General features: G+C 70.3%; 16 protein-coding genes. 11 read left to right on the top strand and 5 right to left on the bottom strand.

Features of this window, described 5'->3' with window-relative positions:
• The first annotated feature begins 37 nt into the window (after window positions 1–37).
• From tkt to ACFZDJ_RS24765, 8 genes are all read left to right on the top strand, one after another.
• On the top strand, window positions 38–2,113 hold the full coding sequence (tkt, locus tag ACFZDJ_RS24800) for a transketolase (RefSeq protein ID WP_390929408.1): 2,076 nt from the start codon (window positions 38–40) through the stop codon (window positions 2,111–2,113).
• Between the two features lie 19 nt (window positions 2,114–2,132).
• Window positions 2,133–3,278 (top strand): transaldolase, encoded by a 1,146-nt coding sequence (tal, locus tag ACFZDJ_RS24795; RefSeq protein WP_391061531.1) that lies wholly within the window; start codon window positions 2,133–2,135, stop codon window positions 3,276–3,278.
• Window positions 3,275–4,990, top strand: coding sequence for a glucose-6-phosphate dehydrogenase (zwf, locus tag ACFZDJ_RS24790; protein WP_391061528.1), 1,716 nt, complete (start codon window positions 3,275–3,277; stop codon window positions 4,988–4,990). Before tal ends, zwf begins: the two co-directional genes overlap by 4 nt.
• A complete protein-coding gene (gene opcA / locus ACFZDJ_RS24785) occupies window positions 4,987–5,925 on the top strand; it encodes a glucose-6-phosphate dehydrogenase assembly protein OpcA (protein WP_390929412.1) in 939 nt (312 codons plus the stop codon). The genes zwf and opcA overlap by 4 nt, the downstream gene beginning before the upstream one ends.
• Window positions 5,918–7,567, top strand: a complete 1,650-nt coding sequence (gene pgi / locus ACFZDJ_RS24780; RefSeq protein WP_390929414.1) for a glucose-6-phosphate isomerase — start codon at window positions 5,918–5,920, stop codon at window positions 7,565–7,567. Before opcA ends, pgi begins: the two co-directional genes overlap by 8 nt.
• Before the next feature lie 5 nt (window positions 7,568–7,572).
• Window positions 7,573–8,451: a phosphogluconate dehydrogenase (NAD(+)-dependent, decarboxylating) gene (gene gnd, locus ACFZDJ_RS24775; protein WP_248297199.1), complete on the top strand. Its 879-nt coding sequence runs from the start codon at window positions 7,573–7,575 to the stop codon at window positions 8,449–8,451.
• A gap of 5 nt (window positions 8,452–8,456) precedes the next feature.
• Window positions 8,457–9,062, top strand: coding sequence for a histidine phosphatase family protein (locus tag ACFZDJ_RS24770; protein ID WP_390929416.1), 606 nt, complete (start codon window positions 8,457–8,459; stop codon window positions 9,060–9,062).
• 82 nt (window positions 9,063–9,144) lie between these two features.
• On the top strand, window positions 9,145–9,600 hold the full coding sequence (locus ACFZDJ_RS24765; protein ID WP_054234523.1) for a tellurite resistance TerB family protein: 456 nt from the start codon (window positions 9,145–9,147) through the stop codon (window positions 9,598–9,600).
• A gap of 53 nt (window positions 9,601–9,653) precedes the next feature.
• Here the strand turns inward: ACFZDJ_RS24765 and ACFZDJ_RS24760 are convergent, their stop codons facing one another.
• The 3 genes from ACFZDJ_RS24760 to ACFZDJ_RS24750 all read right to left on the bottom strand — a co-directional run bounded on the left by ACFZDJ_RS24760 (window position 9,654) and on the right by ACFZDJ_RS24750 (window position 13,772).
• Window positions 9,654–10,616 carry a hypothetical protein gene (locus ACFZDJ_RS24760; RefSeq protein WP_390929418.1) on the bottom strand — a complete coding sequence of 321 codons (963 nt, stop codon included), beginning with the start codon at window positions 10,614–10,616 and terminating at the stop codon, window positions 9,654–9,656.
• Between the two features lie 245 nt (window positions 10,617–10,861).
• Window positions 10,862–12,664 (bottom strand): TIM barrel protein, encoded by a 1,803-nt coding sequence (locus ACFZDJ_RS24755; protein WP_391061525.1) that lies wholly within the window; start codon window positions 12,662–12,664, stop codon window positions 10,862–10,864.
• Window positions 12,665–12,896: 232 nt separating this feature from the next.
• A complete protein-coding gene (locus ACFZDJ_RS24750) occupies window positions 12,897–13,772 on the bottom strand; it encodes a shikimate dehydrogenase (RefSeq protein WP_391061714.1) in 876 nt (291 codons plus the stop codon).
• A gap of 163 nt (window positions 13,773–13,935) precedes the next feature.
• On the opposite strand from ACFZDJ_RS24750, the gene ACFZDJ_RS24745 reads away from it, so the two are divergent.
• Together ACFZDJ_RS24745 and ACFZDJ_RS24740 are read left to right on the top strand one after the other, a co-directional pair.
• Window positions 13,936–14,601: a TetR/AcrR family transcriptional regulator gene (locus ACFZDJ_RS24745; protein ID WP_384914094.1), complete on the top strand. Its 666-nt coding sequence runs from the start codon at window positions 13,936–13,938 to the stop codon at window positions 14,599–14,601.
• 295 nt (window positions 14,602–14,896) lie between these two features.
• Window positions 14,897–16,249: an MFS transporter gene (locus tag ACFZDJ_RS24740; RefSeq protein WP_390929422.1), complete on the top strand. Its 1,353-nt coding sequence runs from the start codon at window positions 14,897–14,899 to the stop codon at window positions 16,247–16,249.
• A 162-nt stretch (window positions 16,250–16,411) separates the two neighbouring features.
• On the opposite strand, the gene ACFZDJ_RS24735 is transcribed toward ACFZDJ_RS24740, so the two are convergent.
• A complete protein-coding gene (locus ACFZDJ_RS24735; protein ID WP_390929980.1) occupies window positions 16,412–17,077 on the bottom strand; it encodes a TetR family transcriptional regulator in 666 nt (221 codons plus the stop codon).
• Between the two features lie 133 nt (window positions 17,078–17,210).
• Here ACFZDJ_RS24735 and ACFZDJ_RS24730 point away from each other — a divergent pair, with 133 nt between their 5' ends.
• Window positions 17,211–18,155, top strand: a complete 945-nt coding sequence (locus ACFZDJ_RS24730) for an NAD(P)-binding domain-containing protein (protein WP_391061522.1) — start codon at window positions 17,211–17,213, stop codon at window positions 18,153–18,155.
• On the opposite strand, the gene ACFZDJ_RS24725 is transcribed toward ACFZDJ_RS24730, so the two are convergent.
• Window positions 18,108–18,548: a PPOX class F420-dependent oxidoreductase gene (locus ACFZDJ_RS24725; protein ID WP_364566878.1), complete on the bottom strand. Its 441-nt coding sequence runs from the start codon at window positions 18,546–18,548 to the stop codon at window positions 18,108–18,110. The two genes, ACFZDJ_RS24730 and ACFZDJ_RS24725, sit on opposite strands and share 48 nt — an antisense overlap.
• Window positions 18,549–18,622: the final 74 nt, after the last annotated feature.

Genomic DNA, 18,622 nt, shown 5'->3' with positions numbered 1-18,622 from the left:
CACCAGAGATTCCAGATCCAGTGAGGACTTCTTGAAGATGAGTACGCAGAGCCCCGACGGCTTCGAATGGACCGAGCTCGACCGGCGGGCCGTCGACACCGCCCGTATCCTGGCCGCTGACGCCGTGCAGAAGGTCGGCAACGGCCACCCGGGCACCGCGATGAGCCTGGCCCCGGCCGCGTACACGATCTTTCAGAAGGTGATGCGACACGACCCCGCCGACCCGGAGTGGACCGGCCGCGACCGGTTCGTCCTGTCCCCCGGTCACACCTCGCTGACCCTTTACACGCAGCTCTTCCTCTCCGGCTACGAGCTCGGCCTGGACGATCTGAAGGCGTTCCGCACGCACGGTTCGAAGACGCCGGGGCACCCCGAGTACGGGCACACCGCGGGTGTGGAGACGACGACCGGTCCGCTGGGGCAGGGTGTCGCGAACGCGGTGGGCATGGCGATGGCCGCCCGCTACGAGCGTGGTCTGTTCGACCCCGAGGCGCCGGAGGGTGAGTCGCCCTTCGACCACACCATCTGGGGCATCGTCTCGGACGGTGACCTGGAGGAGGGCATCTCCGCCGAGGCCTCCTCGCTCGCGGGCCACCAGAAGCTGGGCAACCTGGTCTTCGTCTACGACGACAACCACATCTCCATCGAGGGCGACACCGCCACCGCGTTCTCCGAGGACGTGCTGGGGCGCTACGAGGCTTACGGCTGGCACGTGCAGCGCATCGAGCCCTCGGCCGACGGCGACATCGACGTCCGCGCGCTGTACACGGCACTGAAGGCGGCGCAGGCGGAGACCGGACGGCCCTCGATCATCGCGATGCGCACGATCATCGCCTGGCCCGCGCCCAACGCCCGCAACACCGAGGCCTCGCACGGCTCCGCGCTGGGCGCGGACGAGGTCGCCGCCACCAAGCGTCTGCTGGGCTTCGATGCGGAGAAGTCCTTCGAGGTCGCGGACGAGGTCCTCGCCCACGCCCGCGAGGCCCTGGACCGGGGTGCGGAGGCGCACGCCGCCTGGGACAAGCACATCGCCGAGTGGCGCACCGCGCAGCCCGAGCGGGCCAGGCTGTTCGACCGGATCGTCGCCGGCCAGCTCCCCGAGGGCTGGCAGGAGAAGCTCCCGGCGTTCGAGGCGGGCCCGTCCGTCGCCACCCGCGCCGCCTCCGGCAAGGTCCTTCAGGCGCTCGGCGCGGTGATCCCCGAACTGTGGGGCGGCTCCGCCGACCTGGCCGGCTCGAACAACACCACCATCGACAAGACGTCCTCCTTCCTGCCGAAGGGCAACCCGCTGCCCGAGGCCGACCCGTACGGCCGTACCGTCCACTTCGGCATCCGCGAGCACTCCATGGCCGCGGAGATGAACGGCATCGCCCTGCACGGCAACACCCGCATCTACGGCGGCACCTTCCTGGTCTTCTCCGACTACATGCGCAACGCCGTACGTCTGTCCGCGCTGATGCAGCTCCCCGTCACCTACGTGTGGACGCACGACTCCATCGGCCTGGGCGAGGACGGCCCGACCCACCAGCCCGTCGAACACCTGGCCTCGCTGCGCGCCATCCCGGGCCTGAACATCGTCCGCCCGGCCGACGCCAACGAGACCGCGATCGCCTGGGCCGAGATCCTCAAGCGGCACGCCACCAACCCCGCCCCGCACGGCCTGGCCCTGACCCGCCAGGGCGTCCCCACCTACGAGGCCAACTCCGAGGCCGCCAAGGGTGGTTACGTGCTGCGTGACTCCTCCACCCAGACGCCCGATCTGGTCCTGATCGCCACCGGCTCCGAGGTACACCTCGCCGTCGAGGCGCGTGAGCTGCTGGAGGCCGAGGGGATCGGCACCCGGGTCGTGTCGATGCCGTCCGTGGAGTGGTTCGAGGAGCAGTCCCCGGAGTACCGGGCGAGCGTCCTTCCGCCGTCCGTGAAGGCCCGCGTGGCGGTCGAGGCGGGCATCGGCCTGACCTGGTACCGCTACGTCGGTGACCACGGACGCATTGTCTCCCTCGAGCACTTCGGTGCCTCCGCCGACGCAAAGACCCTGTTCGCCGAGTTCGGTTTCACCGCCGAGAACGTCGCCGCCGCCGGCCGGGAATCCCTCGCCGCCGCCCGCGGTTGATCCGATCGCACGAAGGAAGATGATCACTGTGACCGAAGCAACCGCGACCGCGGTAACCCTGAAGCGCCTCTCCGACGAAGGCGTCTCCATCTGGCTGGACGACCTCTCCCGCAAGCGCATCGCCTCCGGCAACCTCGCCGAACTCGTCGAGACCAGGCACGTGGTGGGCGTCACCACCAACCCCTCCATCTTCCAGGCCGCCATCGGCTCCGGTGAGGGGTACGAGGAGCAGCTCGCCGACCTGGCCGAGCGCGGCGTGACGGTCGACGAGGCCGTGCGGATGATGACCACGGCCGACGTCCGCGCCGCCGCCGACATCCTGCGCCCGGTGTACGACGCCACCGCCGGCCGTGACGGCCGGGTCTCCATCGAGGTCGACCCGCGTCTCGCCCACCACACCAGGGCGACCGTCGCCGAGGCCAAGCAGCTCGCCTGGCTCGTCGACCGCCCGAACGTGATGATCAAGATCCCGGCGACGAAGGCCGGTCTCCCGGCGATCACCGAGGTCATCGGCCTCGGTATCAGCGTCAACGTCACGCTGATCTTCTCGCTGGAGCGCTACCGCGAGGTCATGGACGCCTATCTGGCGGGCCTGGAGAAGGCCAAGGCGGCGGGCATCGACCTCGCCACCATCCACTCCGTCGCCTCCTTCTTCGTCTCCCGCGTCGACAGCGAGATCGACAAGCGGCTGACGAAGGTCGGGACCGACGAGGCCCTGGCTCTCAAGGGCAGGGCGGCGCTCGCCAACGCGCGGCTCGCCTACGAGGCGTACGAAGAGGTGTTCGCCTCCGCCCGCTGGACCGCGCTCGCTCCGGCCGGCGCCAACAAGCAGCGCCCGCTGTGGGCCTCGACGGGCGTCAAGGACCCCTCGTACAAGGACACGCTGTACGTCGACGAGCTGGTCGCGCCGGGCACGGTCAACACCATGCCGGAGGCGACGCTCAACGCCACGGCCGACCACGGTGACATCCACGGCGACGCGGTGACCGGCGGCTACGCCCAGGCGCGCGCCGACCTGGCCGCCGTGGAAGGGCTCGGGATCTCCTACGACGAGGTGGTCAGCCTGCTGGAGGACGAGGGTGTCTCGAAGTTCGAGGCGGCCTGGGGTGATCTGCTCGACGCGGTCGCGACCTCGCTGAGCAGCAAGGGAGTTGAGGGGGAATGACGGAGCATGAAGCGCTTCCCGACGGTACCCCGCAGGATGCGGCCACCGCGCCGGAGGGATCTGGTGAAACGACCGTGGAACCGGTGGGTGTGAAGCCGGACGGTGTGAAGCCGGTCGATGTGAAGGCTGTCGATGTGAAGGCTGTCGATGTGAAGGCCGAGGCCAAGAGCAACGGCCCCGTTCCGGTGGCGGAATGGGAGAACCCGCTCCGTGACCCCCGTGACCGCCGCCTCCCCCGTATCGCGGGTCCCTCGGGCCTCGTCATCTTCGGTGTCACCGGCGACCTGTCCCGCAAGAAGCTGATGCCGGCCGTCTACGACCTCGCCAACCGCGGGCTGCTGCCGCCGGGCTTCTCGCTCGTCGGCTTCGCCCGCCGCGACTGGGAGGACGAGGACTTCGCGCAGATCGTGCACGACTCGGTGAAGGAACACGCGCGCACCCCGTTCCGGGAGGAGGTCTGGCAGCAGCTCGCCGAGGGCATGCGGTTCATCCCGGGCACCTTCGACGACGACACGGCGTTCAAGCAGCTGCGCTCCGCCATCGAGGAGCTGGACGCGGCCCGGGGCACCAGCGGCAACTACGCGTTCTACCTCTCCGTACCCCCGAAGTTCTTCCCGAAGGTCGTCCAGCAGCTCAAGAAGCACGGGCTCGCGAGCCCGCCGGAGGGTTCCTGGCGGCGTGCGGTCATCGAGAAGCCGTTCGGCCACGACCTGGAGAGCGCGCGCGAGCTGAACGCGCTCGTGCACGACGTGTTCGACCCGGAGCAGGTCTTCCGCATCGACCACTACCTCGGCAAGGAGACCGTCCAGAACATCCTGGCGCTCCGCTTCGCCAACCAGATGTACGAGCCGATCTGGAACCGGTCGTACGTCGACCACGTGCAGATCACCATGGCGGAGGACATCGGCATCGGCGGCCGGGCCGGCTACTACGACGGCATCGGTTCGGCCCGTGACGTGATCCAGAACCACCTGCTCCAGCTGATGGCGCTGACCGCCATGGAGGAGCCGATCGCCTTCGACGCCGAGTCGCTGCTGACCGAGAAGCTCAAGGTCCTCAAGTCGGTGAAGCTGCCGGAGAACCTGGGCGAGCACACCGTGCGCGGCCAGTACGCGGCGGCCTGGCAGGGCGGCGAGAAGGTGCGCGGCTATCTGCAGGAGGAGGGCATCGACCCCAAGTCGACGACCGACACCTACGCGGCCGTCAAGCTGGAGGTCGACAACCGCCGCTGGGCGGGCGTCCCCTTCTATCTGCGCACCGGCAAGCGCCTCGGCCGGCGGGTGACGGAGATCGCGGTGGTCTTCCAGCGCGCCCCGCACTCCCCGTTCGACTCGACCGCCACCGAGGAGCTCGGCCAGAACGCGATCGTCATCCGCGTCCAGCCCGACGAGGGTATGACGGTGCGCTTCGGATCGAAGGTCCCGGGTACGTCGATGGAGATCCGGGACGTCACGATGGACTTCGCCTACGGCGAGTCGTTCACCGAGTCCAGCCCGGAGGCGTACGAACGGCTGATCCTGGATGTCCTGCTCGGCGACGCCAATCTCTTCCCCCGTCACCAGGAGGTGGAAGAGTCCTGGAAGGTCCTCGACCCGATCGAGGACCACTGGGAGACCCATGGCAGGCCCGCGCAGTACCCCTCGGGCAGCTGGGGTCCGAAGGAAGCCGACGAGATGCTCGCACGAGACGGACGGAGCTGGCGCAGGCCATGAAGATCGACCTGACCGACACCACGGCAAGCAAGATCAACAAGGCGCTCGTGCAGGGGCGCCGCACCATCGGCACCCCCGCCGTGGGCATGGTCCTGACGATGGTCATCGTCACCGACGAAGAGAACGCGTACGACTCGATCAAGGCCGCCGAGGAGGCCTCGCGCGAGCACCCCTCGCGCACCCTGGTCGTCATCAAGCGGCACGCCCGCACCCCGCGCGACCGCACCAACTCGCGCCTCGACGCCGAGGTCCGGGTGGGCGCCGACTCAGGCGCCGGTGAGACCGTCGTGCTGCGGACCTACGGAGAGGTGTCCGACCACGCCGACTCCGTGGTCCTGCCGCTGCTGCTGCCGGACGCGCCCGTCGTCGTCTGGTGGCCGGTGAACGCCCCCGACGTACCCGCCAAGGACCCGCTGGGCGCCCTCGCGCAGCGCAGGATCACCGACATGTACGCCGTCGAGTCGCCGCTCACGGCCCTGGAGGCCCGCGTCAACTCGTACGCGCCGGGCGACACCGACCTGGCATGGACCCGTCTGACGCCCTGGCGCTCGATGCTGGCCGCCGCGCTCGACCAGGCCCGTACGAAGGTGATCTCGGCCGCCGTCGAGAGCGAGGCCGACAACCCGAGCGCCGAGCTGCTCGCCCGCTGGCTGGGCGCCCGGCTCGACGTGCCGGTCGAACGGGTCGTCACCGCCGGTCCGGTGGTGACCGCGGTGCGGCTCGGCACGGAGAACGGCGAGATCGTGATCGACCGGCCCGAGGGGCCGCTGGCCACGCTGTCACTGCCCGGGCAGCCCTCCCGCACCCTCGCGCTGAAGGTGCGCAGTACTTCCGAGCTGATCGCCGAGGAACTGCGCCGCCTCGACGCGGACGAGATGTACGCAGTCGCCCTGCGGGGCGAGAGCGGCACCAAGGAGACCCCCCGTCATGTCTGACTCCCCCAAGCTCACGCGGCGTCCGGAGTGGGTGGCCCTGGAGGACCACCGCGCGGACGGTCTGCTCCACCCGCGGCTGCGTGAGCTGTTCGCCACCGATCCCGCCCGCGCGGAGCGCTATGTCGTGCGGGTCGGCGATCTGCGGATCGACTACTCCAAGCACCTGATCACGGACGAGACCCTCGCCCTCCTCCAGGAACTGGCCACCGCCACCGACGTGTTCGGGCTGCGGGACGCGATGTTCCGCGGCGAGAGGATCAACGTCACCGAGGACCGGGCGGTGCTGCACACCGCGCTGCGGGCCCCGCGGAACGCCGTGATCGAGGTCGACGGCGAGAACGTCGTCCCTGGCGTGCACGCCGTGCTCGACAAGATGGCCGACTTCGCCGAGCGGGTCCGTGCCGGCGAGTGGACCGGTCACACCGGCAAGCGCATCAAGAACGTCGTCAACATCGGTATCGGCGGCTCCGACCTCGGTCCGGCGATGGCGTACGAGGCGCTGCGGGCCTTCACCGACCGCTCGCTGACCGTGCGGTTCGTGTCGAACGTGGACGGCGCCGATCTGCACGAGGCCGTCCGCGACCTCGACCCGGCCGAGACGCTGTTCATCATCGCCTCGAAGACGTTCACCACGATCGAGACGATCACCAACGCGACCTCGGCGCGGACCTGGCTGCTCGCCGCGCTCGAAGGCGACGAGAAGGCCGTCGCCAAGCACTTCGTGGCGCTGTCGACGAACGCCGGGAAGGTGTCGGACTTCGGTATCGACACGGCCAACATGTTCGGGTTCTGGGACTGGGTCGGCGGACGCTACTCCTTCGACTCGGCGATCGGCCTGTCGCTGATGATCGCGATCGGCCCGGACCGGTTCCGGGAGCTGCTCGACGGGTTCAGGATCGTCGACGAACACTTCCGTACGGCTCCCGCCGAGGCCAACGCGCCTTTGCTGCTTGGCCTGTTGGGTGTCTGGTACGGCAATTTCTTCGACGCCCAGTCGCACGCCGTACTGCCGTACTCGCACTACCTGTCCAAGTTCACCGCCTACCTGCAGCAGTTGGACATGGAGTCCAACGGCAAGTCGGTGGACCGCGACGGCAACCCGGTGGAGTGGCAGACCGGTCCGGTGGTGTGGGGCACGCCCGGCACCAACGGGCAGCACGCCTACTACCAGCTCATCCACCAGGGCACGAAGCTGATCCCGGCCGACTTCATCGGCTTCGCCAACCCGGTGGACGAGCTTGAGCCCGAACTCGCCGCCCAGCACGACCTGTTGATGGCGAACTTCTTCGCGCAGACCCAGGCCCTCGCCTTCGGCAAGACGCCCGACGAGGTGCGCGCCGAGGGCGTGCCCGAGGAACTGGTCCCGCACAAGACGTTCAAGGGCAACCACCCGACGACAACGATCCTCGCGAGCGAGCTGACGCCGTCGGTCCTCGGCCAGCTCATCGCCCTCTACGAGCACAAGGTGTTCGTCCAGGGCGCGATCTGGAACATCGACTCCTTCGACCAGTGGGGCGTCGAGCTCGGCAAGGTCCTCGCCAAGCGCGTCGAACCCGCGCTCACCGAAGGCTCCGACGTGCCCGGCCTCGACCCCTCCACCGCCGCCCTCGTGGCCGCGTACCGCACCCTCCGAAAGAAGTGACTGTCATGCAGCTCGGACTCATCGGCCTCGGCAAGATGGGCGGCAACATGCGCGAGCGGATCCGCCGCGCGGGCCACACGGTCGTCGGCTACGACCGCAACCCCGAGGTCTCGGACGTCAGCAGCCTCACCGAACTCGTGAGCGCGCTCGAAGGCCCGCGCGTGGTGTGGGTGATGGTCCCCGCCGGCGCCGCCACGCAGTCCACCATCGACCAGCTCGGCGAGCTCCTGGAGCCCGGTGACACCGTCGTCGACGGCGGCAACTCCCGCTGGACGGACGACGAGAAGCACGCGGAGGAACTGGCCGCCAAGGGCATCGGCTTCGTCGACGCGGGCGTCTCCGGCGGCGTCTGGGGCCTCAAGAACGGCTACGCGCTGATGGTCGGCGGCGACGCCGAGAACATCGCCAAGGTGCAGCCGGTCTTCGACGCCCTCAAGCCCGAGGGCGACGCCGGATTCGTACACGCCGGCAAGGTCGGCGCGGGCCACTTCTCCAAGATGGTCCACAACGGCATCGAGTACGCCATGATGCAGGCCTACGCCGAGGGCTGGGAGCTCCTGGAGAAGGTCCACTCCGTCACCGACGTGCGTGAGGTCTTCCGCTCCTGGCAGGAAGGCACCGTCATCCGCTCCTGGCTGCTCGACCTCGCCGTCAACGCGCTCGACGACGACGAGCACCTGGAGAAGCTGCGCGGCTACGCGGACGACTCCGGCGAGGGCCGCTGGACCGTCGAGGCGGCCATCGACAACGCCGTCCCGCTGCCCGCCATCACCGCCTCCCTCTTCGCCCGGTTCGCCTCCCGCCAGGACGACTCCCCGCAGATGAAGATGATCGCGGCACTGCGCAACCAGTTCGGCGGCCACGCCGTCGAGTCGGCGAAGTAACGGCCATGGGCGACCTCCTGCTGGTCCGTCACGGTGAGACCGAGTGGAGCGTGTCGGGCCAGCACACCAGCTGGACCGATCTGCCGCTCACCCAGCACGGCGAGGAACAGGCCAAGTCCCTCGCCCCGCTGCTCGCCGGCCGGACCTTCGCCCTGGCCCTGACCAGCCCGCTCGGCCGGGCGATACGCACGGCGGAACTCGCGGGCGTGTACGGGGCTGTGGCCGATCCCGATCTGCACGAGTGGGACTACGGCGCGTACGAAGGCATCACGACCGTCGAGATACACCGCACCAGGCCCGACTGGTTCCTGTGGAACGACGGCGTGCCGTCCGGCCCCGACGGCCATCCCGGCGAGTCACCGGCGGAGGTGGGAGAGCGCGCCGACCGCGTGCTGTCCCGCGTCAAACCGGCGCTCGCCGACGGCGACGTGATCCTCGTGGCACACGCCCACTTCCTGCGTGTGCTGACGGCCCGTCGGCTCGGGCTGTCCCCCGCGGACGGGCGGCTGTTCCAACTCGCGACGGGCACCGTCAGCCGGCTGTCCACCGAGCACGGGCATCCTGTGATCGCCGAGTGGAACGCCACCGGAACTTCTGCGGCGGTTCGCTAGTTTCTACATTGCTGTAGAAATCGAAGAGGTCACGGTCCGCCCTCAGGGGCGGGCCGGGCCTCTCTCAACGTATGGAGCTCTCATGGCCCTGTGGGACCGCATCAAGGAGTCCGCGTCGACGATGCAGACCCAGCTCGTGGCGAAGAAGAACGATCTGAAGAGCGGTGCCTTCCGCGACGCGAGCATGGCGATGTGCGCGCTCGTCGCCGCGGCGGACGGGACGGTCGATCCTTCCGAGCGCCAGCGTGTCGCGCAACTCATCGCCACCAACGAGGTGTTGCAGAACTTCGACGCCGACGACCTGCGCCGCCGCTTCGACGACAACCTGAACAAGCTGACCGCCGACTTCGCCTTCGGCAAGGTCAGCGTCCTCCAGGAGATCGCCAAGGCGAAGAAGAAGCCGGCCGAGGCGCGCGCCGTCATCCAGATCGGCATCGTCATCGGCGGCGCCGACGGCGACTTCGACAAGACCGAGCAGGCCGTCGTGCGCGAGGCGTGCTTCACGCTCGACCTGCCGCCGCACGAGTTCGACCTGTAGTTCCTCACCGGCCCCGGCCGTGCCACCTCGACGGCCTGGACACGTGAGGTGGCTCAGGCGCCGCGCGTCGCGCGCCTGCGCCACTTCACGAACTCCGCCTCCGGGTCGCCGGTGCGGCACCAGGGCATCCGGCTGGCGCGCACCCCCAGGGTCCGGAAGAGCGGGGCCGCGAGGTCCGACAGGCCCGCGTAGCTGGCGGCGTGCGCCAGGTAGTTGAGGCCGCGCACCTCCTCCGGCGCGGGCTGGCCGTCCGGGCGCGCGGATATCCAGCGCTGCCAGGTGTGCCGTACGTCGTCGACGGCTCCTTCGTGGTTCCAGTGCCCGTCGAGGTCGACGGGCGCGTCCGGCCGCCCGTTCGCCTCCTCCTGGAGAAAGCGGTACTCCTCCACACGCGCGAACTGCACCAGGACCGGCAGCGCGCAGCCCGGCGGGGCGACGGCCGCCGCGTCGCGGGCGAAGTCGTACATCAGGCCGTGGGTGCCGTGCCAGCGCGCCGAGTAGTAGCGCAGCACATGGAGGTGGCCCTCGATCGTGTAGGGGTCGCGGGCGTGCAACTCGTCCCACCAGCGGCCGAGTTCCTGGCGGCGCACCCCGGCGGCATAGAGCCGGGCGACGGAGATGAGGCAGATCCAGGGTGTGGGGTCCTCGGGGTAGGCCTCGGTGCCCTGGAGACAAGCCAGTACCGCCCGGTCGACGCGCCGCTGTTCGACGGGTACGCGCCCGCCCGCGGCGGTGGCGAGGGTGAAGGCCCTGGCCACCTCGGTCGCGGCCCGCAGTACCAGGGCGTCGGCGCTGCGCGGCTCCGCGGCGAGCCAGGACTCGACCGCCGAGTTGCCCGCGCACGCGGGCGCGAGCAACCGGATCCGGTGGGCGCGCACGGACCACGCGGGGCCGGTCACCCGCAGCAGATCCCGCAGGCCCTGCCAGCGCCCGTTGGCGATGTCCTTGCGTGCGGTGGAGAGGGGCGCGTCCCCGTAGTCGGGGTCGAAGTCGGGGGTGAAGCGGTCTCCCGGCATGGGCTCCCTCTCAGAACGTGAAGCACTGAAACCGGCCTCGGAGCCGGAGGCCGATTGCTCCACGTCCTGGGCAGCAGACTGGGGGCGATACCGTGCTGCCGCTGTCATCGGCCGACGGTCGCTCCGCAGAGGTGTTCCGCGGGTGGTGTGATGATAGCGGTGGCCATGGACGTTTCAATGTCAACTGACGGGTAATATGCGCCGCCCGGGACGCGGACGAGCGGCGGCGGCACACGGCTGAAGCGTCACCGCCCCGGTCGGCGCGGCAGGTGCTGCGCGGCCAGCCGCACGGGGGCGTTCTGCGCTCCGTAGCCCCGGTAACCGCCGTCGCGCTGGACGAGTTCGAAGAAGACACGGCCGACCGTCTCGGTGTAGCAGTGGCGGAACTCGCCCTCGGCGTCACGGTCGTAGAGGATGCCGAGTTCGCGGTACGCCGCCAGCTCGCCGTCGGCGAACTCATACCGTGCGGCGAGGTCGTCGTAGTAGTTCGCGGGCATCGCCAGCAGTCGGCCGCCGGCCTCGCGGAAGCGGCGGGCCGCGGTGACCACGTCGTCCGAGGCGAGGGCGATGTGCTGGGCGCGGGCGCCCTCGTCGGTGGGGGCCGGCCCGACGCCGAGGGCGATACGGACGCTGCCGTCGGCGTTGGTGACCGCGCGGCTGCGGTGCAGCCCGTACGGATCGGCGACATCGACGCTGTCGTGTGCGCTCAGCCCGAGCACACTGCGGTGGAAGAGGGCCGCCTCGTCGAACTGGTGCCAGGGCTGGGTGAGGGCCAGGTGGTCGATACGGGCCACGTGCTGCGGGAGTCGTTCGTGCGGGACCGGCACGAAGTCGCCCGTCCAGCTCGCGAGTTCGGGATGCCCGGAGCGATCCGTGACGCAGAAGAAGAGTTCGGTGCCGTCGGGGGCGGCCACCGCGTCCAACGGTGCGTCCTCGGGGGCACGGCGGCGGGGCAGAACCGGGGCGAGGAGGGATTCGGCGCGCCGGGCCGCGGCGGCCGGGTCCGGGGACTCCAGGCCGACGGCGGCGAGGGAGGTGCCGTCGCGCCGGGCGGCCGGACCGGTGTTGACGAGGACACGGGCCTCGCCCTGCTGCCAGAGGTCGACCGGCTTGCTGCGGTGCCTGGCTCTGCGGGTGAAGCCGAGGGCGCCGAGGAGCGCGGTGACGGGTTCGACATCGGGGGTGACGAGCTCGGCGAAGGCGACACCGGTCGGCACCACGGGCGCGGGCGGGGCCGCGAGTCCCGTCGCTTCCTGGAGGACGAGGAGGGAGCGGCGCGCGTCCACGGCGGTCGGCCCGGCCTCGGCCTGCCGGAAGACGTCGTTGAAGACCTCGAGGGAGAGCGGTCCGCGGTATCCGGCCCGCAGGACGTGTCCGAGGAACCCCGCGATGTCGAAGCCGCCCTGGCCCGGGAAGCAACGGTAGTGGCGACTCCATTGCAGGACGTCCATCGCCATCAGAGGGGCGTCGGCGAGTTGCAGGAAGAAGATCTTCTCGCCGGGGATGTCCTCGATGCCCTTGGGGTCGCCGCCGCGGGCGAGGATGTGGAAGCTGTCCAGGCAGGTGCCGAGGGCGGGGTGGTCCGCGGCTTCGACGATGCTCCAGGCGTGGTCGAACGTACTCACATGGCGGCCCCACGCGAGCGCCTCGTAGGCGACGCGGATGCCGAAGTCCTGTGCGAGGTCCGCGAGCCGGCGCAGCTGGTCGGCCGCGAGCGCGTCGTCGTCCACGGCGAGCGGGGAGACGCTGGAGCAGACCAGGACCGTGTCGGTGCCGAGGCGGCGCATGAGTTCGAACTTGTGCCGGGCGCGGCGCAGATTGCGGGCGAACTCCTCCTCGGGCACCGCTTCGATGTCCCGCATCGGCTGGTACAGGTCGATGCTCAGACCGAGGTCCGCGGTGCGGGCCCGGATCTCCTCGGGTGTGAGGGGGCTCGCGAGCAGATCGTTCTCGAAGATCTCCACCCCGTCGAACCCCGCCCGCCCCGCGGCCGTGAGTTTCTCGGTCAGGGACCCACTGAGCGAGACAGTGGCAATGGACGTACGCACGTCGATACTCCTTGGCTATCGCTCCACATCGAGGCACGGCGAGAGTCGTCGGTCAGGGGCCCCGCAAGGGGCGCGGGGCTGTGGCATGTGCGGCTCCGCCGCGTGGGCGCGCCCCGCTCCAGCGGGACAACCCGAACCACCCGCCCCGCAAGGGGCGCGGGGAACTGCGCGATCAACCCCCACCGCCCCTCGGCCGCCACACAACCGGAACCACCCCACCCATCAGGCGCCCTCAGCCACCAACACCCGCACCTGGCACACCCGCCAGCTCAGAAATGTCCGCCAGCATCCGAACAGCGTCCGGCTCCCGACCCGTGAACAGCCGAAACGCGTCCGCCGCCTGGAACACGGCCATGCCCCCGCCATCCAGCGTCGCGCACCCCACCGCCCGCGCCGTGCGCAGCAACTCGGTCTCCAGCGGCCGGTACACCACCTCGGCGACCCACAGCCCGGGATGCAGCAGCTCGGCAGGGAACGGGAGCCCGGGATGGGCCGCCATCCCGGTGGGCGTCGCGTGCACCACCCCGTCGGCCGGGCCGAGCAGCCCCCCGAGCGCATCCGGCATCGCGGCCGCCGCCCGCCCCGCACCGAAGTGCCGGTTCAGCCCGGCGGCAAGATCCGCCGCCCGGTCCGGCATCGCGTCCACGACGGTGACGTGCCCCGCGCCCAGCGTCAGCACGGCGTGGGCGACCGCCGCCCCCGCCCCGCCCGCACCCAGCTGCACGACCCGCTCCAGCGGGACATCGGGCAGCCCGCGCGCGAAGGACGCCGCGAACCCGGTGACATCGGTGTTGTGCCCGACCGCGCGGCCCCCCTCGAAGACGACGGTGTTGACCGCGCCGAGGGCCGCCGCCTGCGGAGCGAGCTCGTCGAGGTGGTCGATGACCAGCTGCTTGCAGGGATGCGTGATGTTCAGGCCGTCGAAGCCGAGGTCCCGTGCGGCACGTACGAGATCGCCCACCGCCTCCGGCCCGACGCCGAGCACGTCGATGTCGATCAGCCGGTACAGATAGCGAAGTCCCTGCCGGTCGGCCTCCCGCTCGTGCAGCGCGGGACTGAGCGAGGGGCCGATGCCGGAACCGATGAGGCCGACGAGATACGTGTCCATGGTCACGGCGGACCTCCTGAGCGACTCACTAATGTACGAACTAGTACGTTAGCTATATCAGCATCCCGAGCTCGCGGGAAGGCCCGCCCCGGAACTCGGGACCACGGCGGCAGACCCTGCTTCTACAATCGCGGGCACTGACCCCCTCGCCCGAAGGAAGCCGATGACCAGCGTCGAAGAACCTCCACGGCCCGTCGGGCGCATCCGCGACGCCGCCCGGACCAAGGCCGAGATTCTCGACGTGGCGACCCAGGAGTTCTCGCGGGCCGGCTTCGCCGGTGCCCGCGTCGACGAGATCGCCGCCCGCACCCGCACGACCAAGCGGATGATCTATTACTACTTCGGCGGCAAGGAGCAGCTGTTCACGGCCGTTCTTGAGCGTGCGTATTCGGTGATCCGGATGGCCGAACAGGAGCTGGACGTCGAGCACTTGGACCCGGTCGCGGCCATCCGCAGGCTCGCCGAGCTGACCTTCGACCACCATGAGGCGCACCCGGACTTCATCCGGCTGGTCAGCATCGAGAACATCCACGAGGCCGAGCACATAGCCGCGTCCGAGGAGCTCGGGAAGATCGGTTCGCCCGCGCTGGAGGTGATCCGCCGGATCCTGGAGACCGGCCGGAGGTCGGGGCTGTTCACGGCCGACGTCGACGCCGTGGACCTGCACGCGATGATCAGCTCGTTCTGCTTCTTCCGGGTCTCCAACCGGCATACCTTCGGCGCCCTCTTCGGCCGTGACCTGGTCGCCCCTGACCAGCGGGAGCACTACCGGACCATGCTCGGCGACATGGTCATCGCCTATCTGACGGCGGACCGCACCCAGGACTGAGAACCGGAGCAGCGGCACCCCGTGCCCCGCCCCGCTCCGGGGCCGGGGCGGGGCACGGCCGGGAAAGATCCTTCAGTACGACCTCTTGACACCCGGGAAACGTGGGCGCAACATCCGTAGCCATCAGCTACTAACTATCCAGTGGGTTAATTAGCCGGACGCGCGACGTTGAGCAGACTCCCTACCCTCAAGCAGACTCGTCGCATCCGGCACGGCCGACCCGTACACCCCCAGGGCCCCGGCACCTCTCCCCTCCGCCACTCCCGTCCCCGGAGTTCCCTCGAAGGAGCACGCCGTGTCTGTCCCCGCCGTCCCGCTCGACGCGCCACCCGGCCAGCCCCGGAAGGCCGCCATGGCCGCCTGGATCGGCAGCGCCCTGGAGTACTACGACTTCTTCATCTACGGCAGCGCCGCCGCCCTGATCTTCCCGAAGGTCTTCTTCGACGAGTCGGACCCCGCCACCGCGACCCTCCTCTCGCTGGCCACGTTCGGTGTCGCGTACGCGGCCCGCCCGGTCGGCGCGCTCTTCCTCGGCCACTTCGGCGACCGGGTCGGCCGCAAGAAGATCATGGTCTTCACGCTGATCCTGATGGGCCTGTCGACGTTCCTCATCGGCTGTCTGCCCACCCGCGCCCAGGTCGGCGGCCTCGCCCCGGTCCTGCTGGTGCTCTGCCGCGTCCTCCAGGGCATCTCCGCGGCCGGTGAGCAGGCGAGCGCCAACTCCATGACGTTGGAACACGCGCCGCCCCACCGCCGGGGCTTCTTCACCAGCTTCACCCTCAGCGGCACCCAGGGCGGCCAGCTCCTGGCGACCCTGGTGTTCCTGCCGGTCGCCGCGCTGCCCGAGGACCAACTGCTCTCCTGGGGCTGGCGTGTGCCGTTCTGGGCGAGCGTCGCGGTCGCCGTGGTCGGCTATGTCATCCGCCGCACCCTCCAGGAGACGCCCGCCTTCACCCAGCAGGCCGCGAGCGAGGGCGTTCCCGAACTGCCGCTCCTCGTGCTCCTGCGTGAGCACTGGGCGGACGTCCTGCGGGTCGTCGCGGGCGCTCTGATCGCCTCGGTCAGCACGATCTTCACGGTGTGGGCGCTGGCGTACGGCACGAGCGACTCGGTCGGGCTGTCGCGCACGCAGATGCTGTGGGTGGGCGCGCTCGCCAACGTCGTCGCCCTCGGTGCGATCCCCGCCTGGGCCACGCTCTCCGACCGTATCGGCCGCCGTCCGGTCTATCTGATCGGCGCCGCGGGCAGCGCCGTGCTGATGTTCGCCTACCTGTGGGCCATATCCACCGGCTCGTACCCCCTCGTCCTCCTCTTCGGCATCCTCGCCTTCGGTGTCGTGTACAGCGCGGCCAACGGTGTCTGGCCGTCCTTCTACGGCGAGATGTTCTCCACCCGCGTCCGGCTCTCCGGTATGGCGATCGGCACGCAGATCGGCTTCGCCGTCGCCGGGTTCGCGGTCACCTTCGCCGCGCAGATCGCGGGCCCGGGCGGCGACGACTGGTCGTCCGTGGCGCTGTTCACCGCGGCGCTGTGCGTCCCGCCGGTGATCGCCGCGCTGACCGCCCGCGAGACGCACACGGTGCCGACGGAGGAGCTGGGCGAGCGGGTGCCCCAAGACGCCGCGAAGCGCGAGACCGTGACCGCCTGAACCCCCGACCGCGCGCTCCGCACCCCGGTCACCCGCGTCCCCGGCAGCCTCAGACTGCCGGGGACGTGGCCGTTCTCGGGCCGGTGCGGTCGGGGCGGAGTTGACAGCCGACGTTTTCGGCAAGAACATCGGCGGCGGAACAAGCGGAAAGAAACAGCGCGGTCACACAGAGCCACTCCGCGCACCCCGGCCGGGTTCAGGGGCGGCCGGTGTGCGCGGAGACCCCATCGACCCTCGGCTCACCGTTCGAGCCCCGTCCAGCAGGGGACCGAGTTCGTGGGTCACCGCGGTCAGGGCCCGTACGTCCCGTTCGGCTCTGGCGATCAGGAGTGCCCCCTCCAGGGCACTGATCATGAGCGTGGCCAGCGGTTCGGCCCGTTCGGCCGGTACACCCATGTCCGTCAGGGCCTCGGCCACCGGGCCGTTCCAGCGGGCGAACGCGGCGGCGGCAGCGGTCCTGGTGGACTCGGTGGACTCCGCGCAGTCCACGGTCGCTGCCGCGACGGGGCAGCCGGAGGCGAATCCGGCCTCCTGGAACTCGTCGGTCCACTGCCGCACCATCGCCGCGAACAGACCGCTCGGCGTCGGTTCGTTCAGCGCCGCGAGGAAGCGGGCGACGCGCTTGCCCGCGTAGCCGCCCGCCCAGTCCACGGCCTCGTTGACCAACTGCTCCTTGCCGCCCGGGAAGTAGTGCTGGAGCGATCCGCGCGGCGCCCGCGCATGCGCGGCGACCTCGCGCATGCCCGTCGCGGTGACCCCGTCGCGCCGGATGAGCTGTGCCGCGCTGAACACCATCCGCTCGCGCGGCCCCCGCTCGGAAACCGTCATCATCGACCTCCCACCAGGACTGACGTAGGCACACTACCCACTATGACCGCTGTCATAGGGCTGGCTATCATGACAGCGGTCATAGGCGGCGACGGCGGCCCGACAGGGGTGCCGGCAGAGACGGTGGTGTGTCGTGTCCGTGGGATTCATCGGCTCCGTGGGGTTCATCGGCCTCGGTGTCATGGGACAGCCCATGGCGCTCAACCTCGCCAGGGCGGGCACCCCGCTGGTCGTCTGGAACCGCACCGCCGCGAGGACCGAGCCGTTGCGCGCCGCGGGAGCGGAGGTGGCCGCGGACCCGGTCGAGGTCTTCGCGCGCTCCCGTGTCGTCTTCCTGATGCCGGCGAACGGCTCCGTGACGGACTCCGTCCTGGGCCGCGGAACCGCGGACTTCGCCACGCGCGTCGAGGGCCGCACCGTCGTCCCCATGGGCACGACGTCCCCCGAGTACTCACGCGGCCTGGAGGCCGAGGTACGCGCGGCGGGCGGTCGGTACGTCGAGGCCCCGGTCTCCGGGTCGCGGGTCCCGGCGGAGGCCGGGCGGCTGGTGGCGATGCTCGCCGGGGATCCCGCGGCCGTCGAGGAGGTACGACCGCTGCTCGGCCCGATGTGTCACGAGAGCTTCGACTGCGGGCCGGTGCCCAACGCCCTGTTGATGAAGTTGTCCGTGAACCTGTTCCTGATCACCCTGGTGACCGGCCTCAGCGAGGCGTTCCACTTCGCCGAACGGCAGGGCCTGGACCGCAAGCTCTTCCTGGAGGTGCTGGACGCCGGTCCGATGGCCAGCGGCGTCTCCCGGATGAAGGCCCCGAAGCTGCGGGACCGCGACTTCGCCGTGCAGGCCGCGGCCCGTGACGTCCTGATGAACAACGAGCTGATCGCCGGGGCCGCCCGCCGAGCGGGGCTGGCCTCACCCCTGCTCGACGTCTGCCACGCCCTTTTCGGCGAGACCGTGGCTCAGGGCCACGGCGGGTCCGACATGGTGGCCGTGCTCCGCGCGATCGAGGCCCGCAGCGACGAGGGAGCGGGCTCAGCGTCCGCGGGGGATGCCGTACGCGCGCTCCACGTGGAGCCGTAGGACGAGTCGGCCGTCGCTGACCATCGCGGCCCGGTAGTCGTCCCAGTCGGGGTGCTCGCCCCGGACGGCCCGGTAGAGCCGCACCAACTCCTCGACGGTCTCGTCGTGGGGGTCCCGGGCGACGGGGGTGAGCTCGGCGGTGCCCTCGGCGACCGTGTACGCCCAACGGTCCTCGGCCGTCACGTGGTAGGAGGCCCGCGGGTCCCGGCGCAGATTGCGGGTCTTGGCGCGATCGTCCGTGATCGAGACCCGGACGATTCGCTCGGCGGGATCGTAGGCGTGGTTCACGTTGGACAGCTGGGGCCGGCCGTCCTTCTTGAGGGTGACCAGCACCCCGCCGTCGTACTCGGAGAGCAGCTTGAGCAGTGTGTCCTGCGTCGCGTCCTGAGTCATGTATCGCTCAACCCCGGTGGGCGCATGGCCATTCCCGCCTCGTAGACACTGTCTACCACTAGGTAGACAGTGTC

The organism is Streptomyces sp. NPDC007896, assembly GCF_042959425.1.
Taxonomy (GTDB): Bacteria; Actinomycetota; Actinomycetes; order Streptomycetales; family Streptomycetaceae; genus Streptomyces.
The sequence above is the reverse complement of the archived record's forward strand: the minus strand, read 5'-3'. Positions and strand labels throughout refer to the sequence as shown.

Coding starts and splice junctions, on each gene's coding strand:
- tkt (WP_390929408.1), top strand. CDS start 38: ATGAGTACGCAGAGCCCCGACGGCTTCGAATGGACCGAGCTCGACCGG.
- tal (WP_391061531.1), top strand. CDS start 2,133: ATGATCACTGTGACCGAAGCAACCGCGACCGCGGTAACCCTGAAGCGC.
- zwf (WP_391061528.1), top strand. CDS start 3,275: ATGACGGAGCATGAAGCGCTTCCCGACGGTACCCCGCAGGATGCGGCC.
- opcA (WP_390929412.1), top strand. CDS start 4,987: ATGAAGATCGACCTGACCGACACCACGGCAAGCAAGATCAACAAGGCG.
- pgi (WP_390929414.1), top strand. CDS start 5,918: ATGTCTGACTCCCCCAAGCTCACGCGGCGTCCGGAGTGGGTGGCCCTG.
- gnd (WP_248297199.1), top strand. CDS start 7,573: ATGCAGCTCGGACTCATCGGCCTCGGCAAGATGGGCGGCAACATGCGC.
- ACFZDJ_RS24770 (WP_390929416.1), top strand. CDS start 8,457: ATGGGCGACCTCCTGCTGGTCCGTCACGGTGAGACCGAGTGGAGCGTG.
- ACFZDJ_RS24765 (WP_054234523.1), top strand. CDS start 9,145: ATGGCCCTGTGGGACCGCATCAAGGAGTCCGCGTCGACGATGCAGACC.
- ACFZDJ_RS24760 (WP_390929418.1), bottom strand. CDS start 10,616: ATGCCGGGAGACCGCTTCACCCCCGACTTCGACCCCGACTACGGGGAC.
- ACFZDJ_RS24750 (WP_391061714.1), bottom strand. CDS start 13,772: ATGGACACGTATCTCGTCGGCCTCATCGGTTCCGGCATCGGCCCCTCG.
- ACFZDJ_RS24745 (WP_384914094.1), top strand. CDS start 13,936: ATGACCAGCGTCGAAGAACCTCCACGGCCCGTCGGGCGCATCCGCGAC.
- ACFZDJ_RS24735 (WP_390929980.1), bottom strand. CDS start 17,077: ATGACGGTTTCCGAGCGGGGGCCGCGCGAGCGGATGGTGTTCAGCGCG.
- ACFZDJ_RS24725 (WP_364566878.1), bottom strand. CDS start 18,548: ATGACTCAGGACGCGACGCAGGACACACTGCTCAAGCTGCTCTCCGAG.